This is a genomic window from Virgibacillus sp., from assembly GCF_013393565.1.
In the GTDB taxonomy this organism is placed as follows: Bacteria; Bacillota; Bacilli; order Bacillales; family Amphibacillaceae; genus Virgibacillus; species Virgibacillus dokdonensis.
The window spans coordinates 17,487-36,967 of record NZ_JABXHF010000031.1; the positions used below are offsets into that span (position 1 = coordinate 17,487).

General features: G+C 36.6%; 16 protein-coding genes. 3 read left to right on the forward strand and 13 right to left on the reverse strand.

Annotation, left to right across the window (positions count from 1 at the left end):
• Positions 1–17 precede the first annotated feature (17 nt).
• From HLX49_RS08400 to zapA, 10 genes are all read right to left on the reverse strand, one after another.
• Positions 18–1,004, reverse strand: coding sequence for an electron transfer flavoprotein subunit alpha/FixB family protein (locus HLX49_RS08400; protein WP_101933799.1), 987 nt, complete (start codon positions 1,002–1,004; stop codon positions 18–20).
• 26 nt (positions 1,005–1,030) lie between these two features.
• On the reverse strand, positions 1,031–1,804 hold the full coding sequence (locus HLX49_RS08405) for an electron transfer flavoprotein subunit beta/FixA family protein (protein ID WP_296361220.1): 774 nt from the start codon (positions 1,802–1,804) through the stop codon (positions 1,031–1,033).
• A 19-nt stretch (positions 1,805–1,823) separates the two neighbouring features.
• Entirely contained in the window at positions 1,824–2,600 is a 777-nt protein-coding gene (locus HLX49_RS08410) for an enoyl-CoA hydratase (protein ID WP_296361222.1), read from the reverse strand.
• Positions 2,601–2,629: 29 nt separating this feature from the next.
• On the reverse strand, positions 2,630–3,214 hold the full coding sequence (locus HLX49_RS08415; RefSeq protein WP_077703327.1) for a fatty acid metabolism transcriptional regulator FadR: 585 nt from the start codon (positions 3,212–3,214) through the stop codon (positions 2,630–2,632).
• Between the two features lie 119 nt (positions 3,215–3,333).
• Complete coding sequence (locus HLX49_RS08420) at positions 3,334–5,019, reverse strand: long-chain-fatty-acid--CoA ligase (RefSeq protein WP_077703326.1); 1,686 nt, start codon at positions 5,017–5,019, stop codon at positions 3,334–3,336.
• A gap of 316 nt (positions 5,020–5,335) precedes the next feature.
• Positions 5,336–5,746 carry a DUF350 domain-containing protein gene (locus HLX49_RS08425; protein ID WP_414930266.1) on the reverse strand — a complete coding sequence of 137 codons (411 nt, stop codon included), beginning with the start codon at positions 5,744–5,746 and terminating at the stop codon, positions 5,336–5,338.
• A 30-nt stretch (positions 5,747–5,776) separates the two neighbouring features.
• Positions 5,777–8,119, reverse strand: coding sequence for an endonuclease MutS2 (locus tag HLX49_RS08430; RefSeq protein ID WP_296361245.1), 2,343 nt, complete (start codon positions 8,117–8,119; stop codon positions 5,777–5,779).
• A gap of 124 nt (positions 8,120–8,243) precedes the next feature.
• The gene (polX, locus tag HLX49_RS08435; protein ID WP_077706874.1) at positions 8,244–9,962 is read right to left on the reverse strand and encodes a DNA polymerase/3'-5' exonuclease PolX; all 1,719 of its coding nucleotides are present in this window, start codon (positions 9,960–9,962) and stop codon (positions 8,244–8,246) included.
• A gap of 34 nt (positions 9,963–9,996) precedes the next feature.
• Complete coding sequence (locus HLX49_RS08440) at positions 9,997–10,542, reverse strand: CvpA family protein (RefSeq protein WP_077703323.1); 546 nt, start codon at positions 10,540–10,542, stop codon at positions 9,997–9,999.
• A 22-nt stretch (positions 10,543–10,564) separates the two neighbouring features.
• Complete coding sequence (gene zapA, locus HLX49_RS08445) at positions 10,565–10,825, reverse strand: cell division protein ZapA (protein ID WP_073010200.1); 261 nt, start codon at positions 10,823–10,825, stop codon at positions 10,565–10,567.
• A gap of 264 nt (positions 10,826–11,089) precedes the next feature.
• Between zapA and rnhC the strand changes: the two genes are divergently transcribed.
• Positions 11,090–12,028 carry a ribonuclease HIII gene (rnhC, locus tag HLX49_RS08450; RefSeq protein WP_296361227.1) on the forward strand — a complete coding sequence of 313 codons (939 nt, stop codon included), beginning with the start codon at positions 11,090–11,092 and terminating at the stop codon, positions 12,026–12,028.
• A 297-nt stretch (positions 12,029–12,325) separates the two neighbouring features.
• On the opposite strand, the gene pheT is transcribed toward rnhC, so the two are convergent.
• From pheT to HLX49_RS08465, 3 genes are all read right to left on the reverse strand, one after another.
• Positions 12,326–14,755, reverse strand: a complete 2,430-nt coding sequence (pheT, locus tag HLX49_RS08455) for a phenylalanine--tRNA ligase subunit beta (RefSeq protein ID WP_296361229.1) — start codon at positions 14,753–14,755, stop codon at positions 12,326–12,328.
• 14 nt (positions 14,756–14,769) lie between these two features.
• Positions 14,770–15,804 (reverse strand): phenylalanine--tRNA ligase subunit alpha, encoded by a 1,035-nt coding sequence (gene pheS, locus HLX49_RS08460; RefSeq protein ID WP_296361247.1) that lies wholly within the window; start codon positions 15,802–15,804, stop codon positions 14,770–14,772.
• 348 nt (positions 15,805–16,152) lie between these two features.
• The gene (locus HLX49_RS08465; protein WP_331805154.1) at positions 16,153–16,899 is read right to left on the reverse strand and encodes a TrmH family RNA methyltransferase; all 747 of its coding nucleotides are present in this window, start codon (positions 16,897–16,899) and stop codon (positions 16,153–16,155) included.
• Between the two features lie 237 nt (positions 16,900–17,136).
• Between HLX49_RS08465 and sspI the strand changes: the two genes are divergently transcribed.
• Positions 17,137–17,361 (forward strand): small acid-soluble spore protein SspI, encoded by a 225-nt coding sequence (sspI, locus tag HLX49_RS08470; protein WP_073010190.1) that lies wholly within the window; start codon positions 17,137–17,139, stop codon positions 17,359–17,361.
• Positions 17,362–17,869: 508 nt separating this feature from the next.
• Positions 17,870–19,444: a DUF6583 family protein gene (locus HLX49_RS08475; protein ID WP_296361232.1), complete on the forward strand. Its 1,575-nt coding sequence runs from the start codon at positions 17,870–17,872 to the stop codon at positions 19,442–19,444.
• Positions 19,445–19,481 lie beyond the last annotated feature (37 nt).

Genomic DNA, 19,481 nt, shown 5'->3' on the forward strand with positions numbered 1-19,481 from the left:
GTTAGCACCTTTTTCTTCTAAGCCCCTGTTCCTACTTTTGCTTTCTTCACTTCCTCAATCAAAAGTGGAATGATGTCAAACAAATCTCCAACAATACCGTAGTCTGCTATATTAAAGATGGTCGCTTCTGGATCTTTATTAATAGCTACAATTACTTTGGAATTTGACATACCTGCCAAATGTTGAATGGCACCAGAGATACCAACTGCAATGTATAAATCTGGCGTAACAACCTTTCCTGTTTGCCCAATTTGTAAGGAGTAATCACAGTATTCTGCATCACAAGCACCTCGTGAAGCTCCTACTGCACCCCCTAATACTTCGGCTAATTCATAGAGAGGTTTAAATCCTTCTTCACTTTTCACACCGCGACCACCAGCTACAATTACATTTGCTTCAGATAAATCAACACCCTCAGAAGCCTTTCTTATTACATCTTTAATAACCGTGCGAATACTAGTAATTTCAACTGCTTTGTCAGTTACATCTCCCGATCTGGATGTATCTTTATCTAGGGCTGCAATATTATTAGGGCGAATAGTGAAAAATGTTAAACCATCCGTAATAACTTTCTTCTCAAATGCTTTTCCAGAATAGATAGGACGGACAAATTGAACTTGATCATCAGCTATTTCAATGTCTACTGCATCTGAAATGAGTCCAGTATTTAGCTTACTCGCTAGCTTTGGCGTAAGGTCTTTTCCTATGGATGTATGCCCCATCACAATTACTTGTGGAGATTCTTCCTCGACAACAGCCATTACCGCTTGACCATATCCTTCCGAGGTGTAATTTTTTAAGTTTTCATGTGTTACTGTTATTACACGGTCTGCTCCATAATGAATCATTTCTTTTCCTAATGAAGACATTTCACCATTACCGCATACTACACCAACTACTTCACCATCAGCGGTAACCTTTTTTGCTGCTGCTATCGCTTCAAAAGAAACATTTCGTAATACACCATCTTTCACTTCTCCAATTACTACTATTTTTTCACTCAAGTTCATTACTCCTCTCTGTCTTAAAATTACAGTACTTTCGCTTCCGTTTTCAATAATGTAACAAGTTCTTTTACTTGCTCTTGTGGTTCACCTTCTAGTACCTTGCCAGCTTCCTTCTCCAGCGGTAAGAAGATATCTACTGTTTTCGTTTTCGCTTCTACGTCATCTTCATCTAAGTCTAAATCGTCTATTTCCAGTTCTTCTAATGGCTTCTTTTTTGCTTTCATTATTCCTGGAAGTGAAGGATACCTTGGTTCGTTTAGCCCTTGTTGGCAGGTCACCAATAGTGGCAGAGTTGTTTCTACTATTTCCACATCTCCTTCCACATCTTTTTCCACGGTAGCTGTATCTCCACTAACCTTTAAGTCTGTAATCGTTGTCACATATGGGATATCTAGTGCATCTGCAAGTCGCGGACCTACTTGCCCACTTGCTTCATCAATAGCTACATTTCCAGCAAGGATTAAGTCAGGTTCTTTATCCTCAAAAAACGCTTCCAAAATTTTTGCTGTTGTATATTGATCACCATCTTCTACATCATCTTCTGTATTTATTAACACTGCTTTATCTGCCCCCATTGCTAAAGCAGTACGTAATTGTTTTTCTGAATCTTCATCTCCAATTGTTACAACGGTGACTTCACCTCCATGCTCATCCCGTTGTTTAATGGCTTCCTCAACGGCATACTCGTCGTATGGATTAATAATAAATTCAGCACCTTCATCTTCAATTTGCCCGTTTGATACGTTAATTTTTTCTTCTGTATCAAATGTTTTCTTGAGTAACACATAAATTTCCATTATTGCTCCTCCTTTTTGTTTAGTTATCCTGGAAGTTCGGTTTCCGTTTTTCAATGAATGCTTGCACGCCTTCTTTCGCATCCTCAGATCCAAAAATTTCGCCAAATGCTTTTGCTTCTTCTGATACTCCTTCTGCAAATAAACTAGTCTTTGCATAGGGAATTAAACGCATGATTTGCTGAATAGTTAATTTGCTCTTAGAAACTATTTTTTCAGTTAACTGTTTTACTTCTTCTTCCAATGCGTCTTCTTCCACTACTTTATTTGCCAAGCCATAAGAATATGCTTCTTCCCCATTGATTGGCTCTCCAGTCAATATCATTTCATACGCTTTAGCCGAACCAACAAAGTGCGGCAAACGTTGTGTACCAGCAAAACCTGGTATAATACCTAATGTTATTTCAGGTAAACCAAGTTTTGCCTCCTTCGTTATAATTCTCATATGGCAAGCCATAGCAAGCTCCAGTCCTCCGCCAAGAGCAGCACCATGAATAGCGGCAATAATGGGAATGTGGAACGTTTCCATGCGAGCAAACAAATCTTGCCCTCGTTTTGCCATAGATTCATAGTCAGATGCTTGTTGCAAAGCTGTAAATTCTTTTATGTCTGCTCCTGCTGAAAAAAATTTCCCTTCTCCTTTTAAAACAATCGCCTTTATACTTGAATCTCCCTCTATCTTATTCAACACTGCTTCCAAATCTTTTAATAGAATACTAGATAAAGCGTTTGCTGGCGGACTTTGGATCGTTACATAAGCAATAGAATGATTCGCTTCCAAAAATAGTGTGTTCGTCAAACTTCATCCCCCTTTGTTTTATTGTTCTACTACTTTGATTGAAGTCCTTCTGTTAATAATGTATGAACTTCCGTTGCTAAATCAACAAGATTGTACTTTCTATCTTTCATCACCCAATTTGTAACCGTTTCATCTAGTGTACCAAAAATCATCTGACGAACAAGTCGTAAATTCAAATTTTTCCGAAAAACTTTTTCTTCCATCCCTTCTGTAATGATGGTATCGATGACATTTAAATAAGGTTTTAACACATTATTGATTTGTAAACGCAAGGAAGGGTTCGATTGCCTCAACTCCAACTGCGTAACAATAGCTAAATGGTGATCTTCACTTAACTGGCGAAAATGTAGTTTAATTAGTTCGTAAAGCTTTTCATTTGCATTTTCCTTCTTCTGAATGGCATCTGTAATATGCGTAATGAATTGCCCCATTTTTTCTTCAAAAACAGAGATTAATATATCTTCTTTGTTTTTAAAGTACAGATAAATTGTTCCATCTGCTACTCCTGCCTGTTTGGCAATTTTTGATACTTGAGAGGCATGGTAACCATTCTCTGCGATAACCTTTACTGCCGCCTCAATAATTTGATTGTATTTCGGTTTATTTTTCTTCATGATTCTCTCCTAAATTCCATACAATAATGAATGATTGTTCATTCATTATTGTATCTCTTTCTAAGAGAACTGTCAATGCCATTGCTTGTACAATGCTAGATAAAAAAGAGCCGGAAAGCTCAATTTACTTGTAAATTTTCTTTTTCTTCATCAATAAGTTGTCTCCTTAGAATTTTACCAACCGCTGTTTTAGGAAGTTCTTCACGAAATTCATAAATGCGAGGTACTTTAAATGCTGCTAAGTGTTTTCGGCAATACGTATTAAGATCGTCTTCTGTTATTGCATAACCTGGCTTTAAAACTACATAAGCTTTTACTGTTTCCCCTCGATACGGATCGGGAATACCAGCCACAACAGCTTCTTGAATCGCTTCATGTTCATATAACACTTCCTCTACTTCACGAGGATATATATTGTATCCACCAGCAATAATCATATCTTTTTTTCGATCTACGACATAAAAGTAACCATCTTCTGTTTGGTATCCTAAATCACCTGTAAATAACCATCCGTCTTTTAGTACTTGGGCTGTTTCTTCAGGATTGTTCCAATATCCTTTCATGATTTGGGGACCTTTAACAGCAATCTCTCCAATCTCTCCGATAGGCGCTTCTTCCATCGTTTCTTCATCAATTATTTTAGCATCTGTATCTGGCCACGGCACCCCAATACTACCATTTCTCCGCTCATGCCAAACAAAATTTGCATGAGTAACAGGTGATGTTTCTGTTAAGCCATAACCTTCTACAAGTTTACCTCCTGTCACCTTTTCAAATTGTTCTTGAACCTCTGTAGGTAATGGTGCAGAACCACTTATACAAGCTTTAATCGATGATAAATCATACTGCTCTAATTTAGGATGATTTAATAAAGCCACATAAATTGTAGGTGCTCCTGGGAAAAGCGTTGGTTTATGCTTATCAATCGTTTTCAATACTTCTGTTGCATCAAATTTAGGTAACAAGATCATTTTAGCACCCATCATAATCGCATTATTCATAACTGCTGTCATTCCATAAACATGAAAAAACGGTAATACTCCTAATACGATTTCCTCACCAGGATTCGTTTTATAAATCCAAGCTTGACACATTTGGACATTAGAAACTAAATTATGGTGGGTAAGCATCACTCCTTTTGGATTTCCAGTTGTTCCACCGGTATACTGCAATAAAGCCAAATCTTCTTTTGGATTAACAGCAACCTTTTCATAAGCAGACTGAGCTACATCCATCATATAATCCCATACATGTATATTGTCGGATTGTTCTACTTTTACAACCATATTGTACTGTTTCTTTTGTATATAAGGGTAAATTAAGTTTTTAGGAAATGGCAAATAATCTTTGATGCTTGCAACAATAGTATGTTGGATATCTGTATTATTTTTTACATTTGTAACACGGGGTAGTAAAATATCTAGACATACAATAAAAGTCGCGCCAGAATCCTTCAGCTGGTATTCCAACTCCCTTTCTTTATACAGTGGATTTGTTTGTACAACGATACCACCTGCCATTAAAGCCCCGTAATACGTGACAACAGATTGTGGACAGTTTGGCAGCATGATAGCAATTCGATCTCCTTTTTCCATACCTAGTTGTTGTAAATAGTTTGCCATTTGGGTTGCTTGATTATAAAGTTCTTCATACGTCAAATCCTTCCCCATAAAATGAAGCGCTTTCTTTTTGGGGAATGTTTCAGCACTTTCGAGTAAAAATCGATGGAGCGGCTTTTCGTCATAGTGGAGTGATGTTTTTATTTCAGGTGGATAGTGCTGAAACCAACTTTTCGTTTCTCCCATGTTTTTTCCTCCCTTTGCTTTATGCTTATTTACATTATACCGATTAATCGTTATTTTTTGAAATATTATTTAATTATTTTTCAGAAAAACTTGATTACCTCTAAATCTTTATGGTGAAAACCCTAGTTTGACTAATACGATAAAACCTTTTCCTATAAAAAAACTTGGCAATCATTGCCAAGTTTAATAATACCTCCTAATAGCATACAACTTAACGTTAGACCATTAACCATACGATCCCTACACCAATAAATAAGATAGCTACAACAATTAATATCTTTGCTAAACGATCTAACACCATAGGTTTCTCCCCCTCTTACCCTATGCTAGCACCAATAACAAAAGCCAAACCTACTGAAATAATCATTGAAATAAATCCTACTGCTTTGTTACCATTCCCTATCTCTTCATCGACTTTCAGTACTGGTGTCAAAAACTCAAATACAAAATAACTTAGTAATAACAAGATAAAACCATATACACCCCACCCAATACTTTGAACCAATGTATCATTATGTTCAATAGAGTAACGAAAAATAATCGCAATACCAAATATTTTCCCACCTGTTGCCATGGCAACTGCAAAATTTCCTTTTTTAATTTCTTCCCAATTTTTATATGACGTGACTATTTCTAAAATTGCTAAGAACACTAACGTGCATAAAATCACCACACTGTATCTGGCTGCAGTTTGTACGACTACATTTTCCCAAAAGGCTACTCCCATTTCCATCCTATTCACCTCGAATACTCACTCTTATTTCAAATTAATGACCGTTACTCCACTACCGCCTTCTCCAGCTTCACCTGCCCTGAAGTTAGCTATTCTCGGATGTTGTTGTACAAACTGCTGAACACCTTTTCGAAGTGCTCCAGTTCCCTTTCCATGTATAATGGAAACCCTTGGATAACCAGCAAGTAGCGCATCATCCACATACTTTTCTAATTTTAACAGCGCATCTTCTAACCTTTCCCCTCGAATATCCAATTCTGTTTTCACATGGTAGTTGCTTCCTTTAATGGTTGTAATTGGCTGCTCATATTTCTCTTTTGTTTTACCCATGTAGTGTAAATCTTTTCGATTCACTTTCACTTTCATAATGCCAACTTGAACCAAATACTCATAATCGCTTATTCTTTCTAACACTGTCCCCTTCTGATTAATCGTAAGTAATTTAATATCATCACCAGGTTCTAGTACTTTTTCTTCTCGTTTTTTGGAGGGAGTAGAGGTGTCTTGTTTTGCCGATAACTCCGGTTTAGCATCATCAAGCATTTTCTTAGCTTCAATCCATTCATGCTCTTTCCACTCCGCTTCACTACGCATGTTGCGAATTTCTTGAACGATAAGCTCTGCTTCTTCCCGTGCTTTTTGAATGGCTTTATCAGCTTTCTCTTCAGCTTTTCGGTACAGTTTTTCTTTCTTCTCTTGCCATTCATGCCAAATATTCTTTACATCTTCATAGAAGTTTTCTGCTTGTTGTAGCAAGTCATGAGCTTGCTCGTAATCCTTTTCTGCCTTCAATTGCGATTGCTCTAAAGAAGCAATCATATTTTCAACATTTTTGGAATCCATGCCGACGTAGGACTTTGCATGATCAATAATTACTGTGGAAAGCCCTAAGCGCCGAGATATATCAAAGGCATTACTTCGTCCAGGTATGCCTAATAACAAACGATACGTAGGACGTAACGTTTCAACATCAAATTCTACAGAAGCATTTAAAACTTGTCGTCGATTAAATCCGTAAGCTTTTAATTCTGGATAGTGAGTCGTTGCTATTACTCTAGCTTGTCTTTCAATCACTTCATCGAGGATTGCCATTGCTAAAGCTGCTCCTTCTTGAGGATCAGTACCAGCACCAAGCTCGTCAAACAATACAAGTGTTTTTTCATCAATATACTTTAAAATGTCTACAATTGTAGTCATATGTGATGAAAACGTACTTAAATTTTGCTCTATTGACTGCTCGTCACCAATATCTGCAAAAACATGAGAGAACACAGCAAGCTCGCATCCATCCAATGCCGGAATTTGCAAACCAGATTGAGCCATTAAACAACAGAGTCCGACCATTTTTAAGGTGACCGTTTTCCCCCCTGTATTCGGTCCTGTAATTACAATTGCTGTATAATCCTTGCCTAACTTAATATCATTCGCAACAACGTCTTGTGGATCAATTAATGGATGTCTAGCTTGGTTCATTTTAATAAAACCGCGGTCATTCATTATTGGTTTCGTACCTTTCATTGCCTGACCGTATTTTGCACGGGCAAATATAACATCCATTTTTCCAAGTAAATGAACATTATGCTCTAAAGCATTTACTTCTTCTGCAATCAAGTTGCTAAGTGAAACTAATATCCTGTCCATTTCTCTCTTTTCATTAACAAACGCTTCTTGTAATTGATTATTTATATCAACAACAGCTTTTGGCTCCATAAATAGCGTTTGACCTGAAGCGGATTGATCGTGAACAATTCCTCCGATAGCACTGCGATATTCCTGCTTTACCGGGAGAACATAGCGATCATTTCGTATTGTGATGATAACATCTGACAATTTGTTGCTATGTGTTTTCGTAAAGTTGCTTAATTTCTCTCTGACCCTACTTTCTAACGTACGAATGGAAGAGCGTATTCCTCGTAACTTTTCAGAAGCGCTATCTAGCATATGACCGTCATCATTAATACAACGATTGATTGCTTGTTCTAATTGTCTTAACGGAGTAATCTCCTTTGCCATTGCACTAAGAATAGGAAAATCTTCCTCTAATCGATCGACAAAGTCTTTTGCCATCCTTGCGCCATATATAGTGCTAGAAACCTCAATACACTCGCCTGCGGATAGCACTCCTCCAATGGAAACGCGTTTTAAACTTGGGCGTATATCAAAAATCCCTCCCAAAGGTAGCGTTTTGTTTAACCTCTCTATATGCGTTGCCTCATCCGTTTCATCTTGCAAGCGAACCACTGTGTCCATATCTGTAGAAGGGTGCGTTTGCTGCAATGCTTGTTTCCCAATAGATGTTGCTGCATAATTGGTTACTTGTTCAATAATCTTATCAAACTCGAGTACGCGTAACATGCGCTCGTTCATGTCAATAACTCCTTTTACAGATTGTTCAAGATAAATAGGAGCTTCTTCATAACCTCCTATTTTGCTTTTTCGATCTTCGTGTTGTACAACATACACCAGTTATCGGAGTATATCTATAGGATCATTATTTATTTCGTTTAAAATAGGCAATCAGCTCTTGCGTAGACCACGTGTTCATAACCGTTTCTGGTTTAATCCATCCTTTTCTAGCGACGCCAACTCCGTATGTCATATGCTCTAACATTTGATAATTATGAGCATCCGTATTGATCGCTAATATAACGCCTTTCTCTTGAGCTTCTCGAGCCCACTGGTAAGATAAATCTAGACGGTTGGGGTTTGCATTCATTTCTAATGCTGTATTTGTTTCTTTCGCTCTGTCAATTAAAGCACTAACATTAACTTGATAACCATCTCGCTTACCAATTAATCTACCTGTAGGATGAGCAATAAGTGAAACGTAAGGATTTTCTAATGCTGCTTCTAATCGATACATAATTTTATCTTCGGGTTGGTTAAAACTTGAGTGTATGGACGCAATAACAAAGTCGAGTTCACGCAGAAATTCATTCGAAAAATCAAGATTTCCATCAGGTAGTATATCCATTTCTACACCTGAAAAAATATGAATATCAGGATATTTTTCATTTAAACGTACTATTTCTTCATGCTGTTTACGTAATCGCTGTTCAGTTAGTCCGTTAGCAACTTTTAAGAATTTGGAGTGATCTGTAATGGCGATAAATTGATACGACTTTTCTATCGCTCGTAAGACCATTTCTTCTAATGATTGTGCTCCATCACTCCACGTCGTATGCATGTGTAAATCCCCATTTATATCCGACAGCTCTAAAAGTGGATAAGGGGATTGAAATACCTCTGTTTCTCCAGTATTTTCCCTTAATTCAGGAGGAATATAGTGCAGATCAAAATGATTAAAAAAAGCTTTTTCTGAATGAAAGGTAAGATTTTCTCCCGTTTCTTCAACTTCTACACCATACTCGTTAATCTTTTCACCACGAGACTTTGCTATTTGACGCATAGCAACATTATGTTCCTTTGAGCCAGTAAAATGGTGTAGCGTAGAAGCAAATGCATCCTTCTGAACCATACGAAAATCCACATTTACATCATATACATCTTCCATGACAATAGATACTTTCGTTTCCCCTTTAGCAATTACGTTTTTTACCCCATCCATTGCTAATAAATGGTCTCTTACGATAGCTGGTTGTTCTGTTGCAATGATAAAGTCGATATCTTTGACAGTTTCTCTCATCCGCCGCAAGCTTCCTGCTCTTGAAAAACGATCAACTTCTTTTATTTGGTTCAAGTAGTCTTCCAATTTTTCAGCTAAAGGTAGCATCATCGCAATTGGTAAACGTTCTGGGCGTTTATTTGCTTCCTCTAGTGCTGCTACTATTTTTTCAACTGTTTTTTTACCAAATCCCGCTAACCTTTCTACTCGCCCAGCTTCGCATGCTTCCCTTAATCCTTCAGCATCTGTAACACCTAATTCATGATAAAGTTTAGCAATTTTCTTACCACCAAGCCCTGGAAGCTGTAGTAATGAGAGCAAACCTTTTGGAACTTGCTCTTCTAAATCTTGCAAGGTCTTAGATTGTCCTGTTTGTATGTACGCTTGAATAACAGCACTTGTTCCTTTGCCAATCCCCTTGATTTTAGAAAAATCATCGATTTCTTCTAAAGATCGATCATCTCTTTCCAACGCTTGAGCTGCTTTACGATAGGCACTAATTTTAAAAGGGTTCTCTGCTTGTAATTCTAAATACGTCGCTATCGTTTCCATTAATTTTATAACATCTTTTTTATTAATCTTCATACTATTCACCAATCTCCCCCCACAATGAAAATCATTATTTATTGGCTACATATGTGAACCAAAGCTCTCTAATTTCATCTGAGAAATAAGGAGTACGTTCAATAATAAATAACGCAACTGAAGAATCGTTTATCCATGTTTGTATTTGAGCAATCGGTATTAAAGCTGCAATATATAGGAAAATAAAAAGTAACAAATATGTTTCTACAAAGCCCAGAATGGCTCCTAATAATTTGTTTACAGAATTTAAAATCGGTAAAGAAGCAACAAAATCAAGCATAGAAGCTATAATTTGTAGAATGATTTTTACCGCTAAAAAAATAACCAAAAATGCAATAGCATTATAAAAACCCGCTTCAAGAGGCAAGTCTTGTAAAAACGTCGCCCATTTACCATCTTCCTCTAAATTAGGATAAGGAATCCATAATTCCAACTTAGGCCCTAACTCATCGTAATACAAAGCTGCTACAACAAAAGATGCTATAAACCCAATGAGATGGAATAGCTGTAATATGAATCCTCTTTTTAACCCAATAAAAAAACCCATCACTAATAACAACAATAATAAAATAGTAACCATATGTTCATGTTCCTCTTTCTAGTTAGTCTTCCTTTTTCTTCATCGAACCTAATAAAGAAGCATACTCTTCTTTTAATTTCAAATAATCATTCATCGTATTTACAGCAGTTAGTACAGCTAATCTTGTCGTATCAAGCTGCCTATTTGCTTCTTGGATTTCATTCATTTTTTGATCCACTAAACTGGCAACCAATTTAATATGATTTTGTGGCTCTGTTCCTATAATTGTATAGGTACGATTATGTATCTCTACAGTTGTTCGAGTTTTTTCCTCATTGGCCACGTTTAAATCCTCCCTGATAAAGAAAATTGTCCATTTTATCTTAACATGAAGTAGGTGATTAAGGAAACGATCCACTCCTTCACAACTGATTTTGTCAATGGTTTGCGGAAATATAAATTTTCCTTTAGTATAAAAAGAAAACTTCTATACAATCGTAGGTACTTATCTTATACTTCGGCATATTTTGTATACACCAAACCCTTGAAGTGAGAGCCTACAACATCATATATGCGAAATAAATCAGGATGAACTGGAGAGAAGCAAATGTCACAACAAGTATACCAATTTTCTAACACAGTCATAGACAAAATGAAAGCTTATTATGCAAGTTTTTTAATTACGCCACCCCAAGGTGCTCTGTTTCGAGCAAAAACAAACGAAGCCGTTATTACGGCATATAAATCAGGAAAAGTATTATTCCAGGGCGCTTCTCCAGAAAAAGCAGCTAGTCTGTGGACAAAAGATGCTAAAACTGCCTCCGCCCAAGCTACTTATTCCAACAAAGCGAAAACAAATTCCTATACGCCGAGTTCCCAACTGTTCTCTAGTAATCATATCGGTAGTGATGAAGCAGGGACAGGGGACTATTTCGGCCCTATTACTGTGGCTGCAGTCTATTTGACGAAAGCCCAAATTAGTGAATTAAAAAGCATGGGCGTAACAGACTCCAAAGCATTGACAGATTTAAAGATCCGTCATCTGGCAAGGGATATCATCCAATTAAACATCCCATATTCCCTGATTGCTTTACGTAATGAAAAATACAATCAATTACAGAAAAAAGGGTGGACACAAGGTAAAATGAAGACGATGCTCCATCATCATGCCATTCAACGCTTAATCAAAAAAATTGATCAAAGCCCATTAGATGGAATTCTTATTGACCAATTTTGTGAACCTGTTGTGTATAAAAAACATTTAGCCTCTGAAAAAGAAGTGCTATCACCATCCACTTTTTTCATGACAAAAGCAGAGAGTTACTCTACCTCCGTTGCCGCAGCTTCTATCCTTGCAAGAACTAGTTTTCTAAAACAGATGGATATATTATCAGAGCAAACAGGCATTGAATTGCCAAAGGGAGCTTCTCGAAAAGTGGATCAAACTGCAGCTGTTATTATGAAAAAGTACGGAGAACATTGCTTAACTGAAATCGCAAAGGTTCATTTTGCAAACACAAAAAAAGCACACGCTTACCTAAATTAGAACATCCCCCTTTTTCTCTGTAAGCAAACTTAACGCATTACCAACATGATGCTAAGAGTTAGCCGCTTATCTTATATGATAAAGCTTAAGGTTTCATAATCTTGCATAACTTTGCAAGAAATTTTTTCTTCATACATTTTGCTTGCTCTTTTGAAGCTATTAGGGCTGCCTTGAGTGTAAAAAAGCTCCCACCTGTTTAGCAATTCATGCTTGAACAAGTGGGAATTCAAGTTATTAACAAAAGTATATTTCAACTGAAGATTTTTACTCACTTTTCAGATAAGCTTTCCCTATTGCTTAAGATCGAATATATGCGTTAAACTTCTGCTTGACTGCTTCTATTATTTGTTCGTAAGACGCTTGAACCTCATCATCTGTTAATGTTTTCTCAGCATGCTGATATACTAAATGAAACGCTACAGACTTCTTGCCTGCTTCTAAATGCTCTCCTTCATAAACATCAAATACAGATACATGTTTCACAAGCGGTGCTCCGACATCCATAATGACTTGTTTTACTTCAGCTGCAAGCACAGTATGATCAAGAACAAAAGCAATATCGCGTCCAATAGATGGATATTTAGGTATTTCCTCATAAGTAGGTTCGTTTTTATACGCCTCTAATAACCCTTCGACATCGACATCAAATACATATGTTTCTTTTAGATCAAATTGCTTTTGTAGGCGTGGGTGTAGTTGACCGATAAACCCAATTGTCTCGCCTTCCAAATGAAGAGATGCTGTTCTTCCAGGGTGCATGTCTTTATGCTTACAAGGCTTGAAAACGACTGCTACATTTAAGTAATTAAAAAGTTTCTCTAAAATTCCTTTTACAACATAAAAATCAACTAGTTTATTTTCTTGTTGCCACGGATGATGAACCCAATTTCCTGTTACAGCGCCAGCTAATCGAAGTCTTTCTTCTGGTTGTTTTGTTAAAGTGCTTTCTGCTGTCAAAAATGTTTTGCCAATCTCATAATAACCTAAATCAAATTCATTACGTGCTCTGTTATGAGTTAGGATACGCAAAATCTCAGGTAAAAAACTTAGGCGCAAATATTTATGTTCTTCACTCATCGGTAAAGTTAATTCAATTGGAACATAATTTGCTTCTGTTAACTCAGGGCTAATTAACGTATTAGCTGCATTTTCACTAATTAAAGTATATGTGCGACTCTCCATCAACCCTGATGCTTCCATAAGGCTTTTTATTTTGCGAATTAATATTTGTCTTACTGTAAGGCCCCCAGCTTGCCCAGCTCCAACTGGCAATGTGTATGGCAATTTATCGTAGCCGTAAATACGCGCTACTTCTTCCAACATATCTTCAAAAATGCTAATGTCCCCTCTACGCGTTGGAATGTATACAAGATATTCTTGACTTCTTTTTTCAAATTTAAATTGCAAGCGTTGCAAAGCATCTTCTACATCAGCAGGCTGTAATAATGTACCCAGACGCTTGTTGATTTCAGTTACATTCACTTTAACCTGTTTTTGCTCACGGTTTAATGCATCATACGCTACTACTCCTTTTGTAATTGTCGCATTGGCGTATTTTTCCATTAACTCGCACGCTCGAAGTCCCGCTTCTTTTACTCGATTTGGATCAACGCCTTTCGTAAATCGTGTACTTGAATCACTATAGAGACCCGTTGCCTTCACTGCTTTCATTACCGTACTAGAATCAAAATATGCTGCTTCAAGTAAAACATTTTTCGTTGTATCTGTGACTTCAGTCGATAAACCTCCCATTACTCCTGCTAGAGCAATCGGATCTTTCCCATCCGTGATAACTAAATGATCTTGTGATAATACGCGTTCTTGCTCATCCAATGTAACGAGTTTTTCATTGGTTTTAGCGTGGCGAACAACGATTTTCTTCGCCCCTAATTTATCATAATCAAACGCATGTAGGGGCTGGCCGTATTCCAGCAATACATAATTCGTTATATCCACCACGTTATTAATTGGACGAATCCCAGCTGCTATTAAATAATTTCGCATCCATAATGGTGATTGTTGGATCTCTACATCACGAATAACAAAAGCACCATAATACGGATTAGCTTCCTTCGCTTCTACTTCAACAGCAATATAGTCTTTTGCCTCTTCCGCCCCCTCTTTTGGGTTTGAACTCGGCAGTTTTACCTTTCTGTTTAAAATAGCCCCTACTTCATACGCAACTCCTAACATAGATAGGCAGTCAGCACGATTTGGAGTTAAATCAAATTCTAAAACAGCATCATTTAAGTTTAATAGTGGCTCCACTGACTCACCAATTGTCACATCATCAGGAAACACATAGATGCCATCAGCCACATCTTTTGGTACATATTTTTCTTCTATACCGAGTTCTTGTAGAGAACAAATCATTCCATTTGATTCAATCCCACGTAGCTTAACCCGTTTAATTTTGAAATTATTTGGTAGGACAGCTCCTGGTTTGGCAACAGCCACTTTTTGCCCTTGTGCTACATTAGGAGCTCCACAAATAATTTGTAACGGTTCTTCCTCCCCAACATCTACTTGGCATAAGTTAAGCTTATCAGCGTTTGGGTGTTTCTCACAGGATACAACGTAGCCTACGACGACATGTTCGCTTTTCTCTGCTACATATTCAATGCCATCGACTTCGATTCCTGATTTTGTAATTTTACTAGCTAACTCTTCTGGACTTATATCTGTTATATCTACGTAATTTTTTAACCAATTTAATGATACTAACATGCAAACTTTCCTCCCTAAGCATTATGGTATTGCGTTAAAAACCGAATGTCATTCGTGTAAAACTGCCTTATATCCTTAATTCCATATTTCAACATCGCAATTCGTTCAGGTCCCATACCGAAGGCAAATCCACTGTAAACCTTTGGATCATAACCAGCCATTGATAATACATTTGGATGTACCATACCCGCGCCTAAGATTTCAATCCATCCGGAGCCTTTACAAATAGAGCAACCTTTTCCTGCACATGCTTTACAAGAAATATCAATTTCTACAGATGGCTCTGTAAACGGGAAAAAACTTGGGCGAAAACGAATTTCTCGATCATTGCCATACATTTTTTTGGTAAAGACATCTAGCACACCTTTTAAATCACTCATTTTCACATCTTTATCTACATATAGACCTTCAATTTGTGTAAACTGATGGGAATGAGTGGCATCATCTGTATCACGACGATAAACTTTTCCAGGAGATATCATTTTTACTGGCTTGTTACCACCATATTCAAGCATCGTACGTGCCTGTACAGGAGACGTTTGTGTACGCATTAATAACTCTTTCGTAATAAAAAAGGTGTCCTGCATTTCCCTTGCTGGATGATTTTTCGGTAAGTTTAATGCTTCAAAATTAAAATAATCCGTCTCTACCTCAGGTCCTTCTCTGATTTCAAAACCCATTCCAATAAATAAATCTTCAATTTCTTCAATTACTTTAGTTAATAAATGCGGACCTCCGAATCTCACTGGTCTGCCAGGAAGTGTTACATCAATCGTTTCTTTTTCTAATTGTTCTTCTAAAGCAATTTCTTCCAATTTCTCCAGTTGCTTCTCAAGGCTTAAGGTTAAACGTTCACGCACTTTGTTAGCAAGTTCTCCAATAACCGGGCGCTCTTCTTTAGAAAGTTTCCCCATCCCTCGCAACACACTTGTAAGTGAACCTTTCTTACCTAAGTAGGTTACTTTAATATCTTGCAGTTCTTTCGTAGTCTTAGCTTGTAAGATCTTTTCCAAAGCTTCTTGTTCAATCATTTTCAACTGCTCTTTCATCTTCTTATTTCCTCCTTTATTCATTCTTACATAGCTTAAAAAGCAATATAAAAAGCCTCCTCCCAGCAAGGGACGAGGCATATTTTCGCGGTACCACCCTAGTTCATACAATGTTTCCAAAGTATCCACTTCATTCCGATAACGGGAATAACCCGGAATACCTTTACTCATTAAGAATGAGGTCCAAGTATCTGCTCCAGAGTGAAAGGATGAACTTTGCTACGATGAAATGTTTTCAGTCTATGACATTTCTCCCTGTATACGTAATAGAGGCAAATTCTCCGCTCCTTCAACGCTTTTGCTATTATGTTATATATATTATAGATAATTACAACAAGGTTTGCAACATTATGAGCGTAAATAGTACATTAATATTCCAGAAGCTACACTGACATTTAGTGATTCAGCTTTTCCATAAATTGGGATAGTGACCCATTTATCTGCTAACTCCATTATTTGTGTTCTTACACCGCTTCCTTCATTTCCTACAATAAGTCCTGTCTTCAGCGTTGGTCTTACTTCTGTATAATTGAACGCATCCTCTAAAGCCGTTACCCATATTTCAAAACCTGCTTTTTTAAGCGAAGCAATTTCCTCTTTTAACCTGGCTTTCCTAATAGGAATATGGAACAAAGAACCTTGCGTAGCCCGAATGACTTTATGGTTAAAAGCATCTACCGTTCCTTCTCCTAAAATTACTTCTGAAAAACCTGCTGCATCTGCCGTCCTAATCATTGTTCCAAGATTACCAGGATCTTGCACTGCATCGACGATAAGTACAGGACTTTGCTTTATGTCATATAATTCTCTCATAGCCACTACAGCTGCAATTCCTTGTGGTGCATCCGTTTGAGATATGGTTGAAAAAATAGGTTCTTTCACCACAGTTACGGGAATGTCTTTTACCCACGTAGGTACAGATATACCTTCTTGAATAATTAACTCTTTCATCGTCCATCCACTTAGAAAGGCTTCTTCAACTATGTGAAAACCTTCAACGAGAAACGTATTTGTGTTTTCTCGCTCTTTTCGAGTGTGTAACTTTTTCCAATTTTTCACTTTTGTATTTTTAACAGATGTAATTATTGACTCCATACGTATCACCCTCATTCATCTTACATAGTATACATATTTTATCCTTATTCGGTCAAACTAATTTTAGCGTGCAAAGGTTAAAATTATGTTGCCGATAATTTCACCTATATAGTAGGAAATCCATTAGCACATCCTGTAGTCCTTCATTCTTTATTATATAATCTGCCCTATTCTACAGAAAACTTTAGCCGTGCAACGTAATTTCTTAGGCTTTAAATTTGCAAAGGAGGAATTGTCTTGGATTTAAATTTACGCGAAGCAATACTTAGCAATATTGCTTCCAATGACCAATCCCAATTGGAAGCAACTATTGTTGATGCTGTCCAGAGTGGAGAAGAAAAAATGCTTCCTGGACTAGGTGTATTATTCGAATTAATCTGGGAGAATGCGGAAGAACAAGATAAAGACCATATGTTAGAAGCTTTAGAACAAGGTGTAAAGCAAGCTACAACACAGTCCTAAACCTTTAAAGAGTAGCACTTGAAAAATTAGTCAAGTGCTGCTCTTTTGCACGATAATAAGAAAAATTTGTTTATTGACAAGTCTGTTTTGTACTATAAACCAAAAAAATTTATACGGCTCTTATGGCGGCTCTGTATTAGAATTTTTTCTAATTGAGCTTCTTGTGCCATTGGACAAACTATCTCGGTATACTCTAACAAAACTAAAACAATGACTATTAAAAATTAGTCGAATCTACCTAAAACCATATACATCAAGAGCCAAATGGTATGATTAGTATAGCAAACAGACAATTTGTCCCTCTAAATGAAGAGGTATTATTACCTTTTTTACTATGTTTTTTCAATCACACACCTTATTTTTAATTTTTCCCTACTTGGACAAGAATTGGCACAATTTGACTATATATTTACAAAGTGATATAAACATAAACAGATACTTCATTGTCATTATTACAGGATTATGTAATACAATTAAATCGGAAGTATTTACAGAGAGGGGAAAAGTAATGGAGGAAACAAAGAAACGTAAGCTGTCACCCAAAACATTGATTGGTATTACTATAGGGGCAGTAATACTAATTGGCGGAACTGTTGCGGCTTATATTTTCGCAAATTTATCAGATAAGCAGAAGTACTTTTTAGCAGAAAAAGAATCAATAGAGTTTATGAATGAACAAATTGAACAACGATATGAATCAGAATTTGATTGGTTAGAAACTACTAGAGAAAAGCCGACGGAAACAAATTATGAATTGTCAGCGGAATCCGATACTCCTATTATTCAAGGTGGTATGGGGATAGATCCTGCTCAACTAATCAATAATTCTACTATTTCTTACACACATGCTGCTGATATGAAAAATAAAAAAATATCTGGAAATCTATCAGCGAATATTGGAGAAATTAAAGTGGATAACATTACTTTTCATTTAAATTCCAAACAATTTATGGTAGGTTTACCGTTTCTGGAACAGTTCATCTCGTTAAAAGGTGAAAATGTTGGCAATTTATTGCAAGAAATCGATTCAGCTACTTTTACAGGCGAAGAAAAGATTGATTTTAATATATTATTTGAAGAAACACTATCTGAAGATGATAAAGAGTATATCCAAGAAGAATACGGCAAGTTTATTTATGACCAATTACCAGACGAAGCTTTCAAAACAGAAAGCGAGACGATTAAAGTCCATGATAAATCATTAGAAACTGACAAAATTACGATGCAATTAAGTGAAGAAAAAGTAAAAGAAATTTTAAGTAAAAATATAGAAAAATTACGAAAAGATGATAAAATGAAAGAGCTTTTCCGTCAATTGTTAGAAGAACAATTAATGGGATTGGCAGCCATGCCTGAAATAAAAAAAGAGATGGACCAAACAATGGAAGATTATGATACTTCTTTAGAAAAAGCAAAAGAAAATATAGATGGATTTCAAATTCCAGAAGGTTTAACATCTACCATTTGGGTGCACGATGATTTAATTGCCCAACGAGATTTTAATATTCAACTCGGTCAAAACAAAGAACGACTTACTACAATCGAGTTTAAAGGTACACAACTTCTCCAAGAAGAAAGGCAGCAATTTAATCTCGCTTTAAACGTTGATGACACTATAGAAGGTGGTAAAGTAAGCCTCTCCGGTGATTTGTCATGGAAAGATAAAAAGGCGGAGGATTCTCTGAAACTAGCGTTTGACGAACAAGCATTTACTTATGACGGTAAAGAAACGTTAAAAGATGGAAAACGCGATTTTAAACGTACGATTAGTTTTCAAGATCCATATACAGGTGACACACAACTCATTTGGAACGGTACATCTAATTATAAAAAAGACCAAATGAACGAGGAACACAGCTTTGCTTTTACTGATCCAAATGTTGATCAAAATTTATTCTCACTTCATGCTAATGTTGAAGGAAAAACAGTAGACAGTGTAGAAATTCCGAGTAAAGATAAAACTACAGAAATTGGAACAATGAATGAACAAGAGCTTATGGAATATTTCGAAACGGAAGTTAAACCTAAATTCCAAGGCTGGATGGTAGAAATGCTATCAGCTACCGGAAACATGGAATTCTAACGATAAATACAAGAACGAACGGAAGTGCCCATTATGC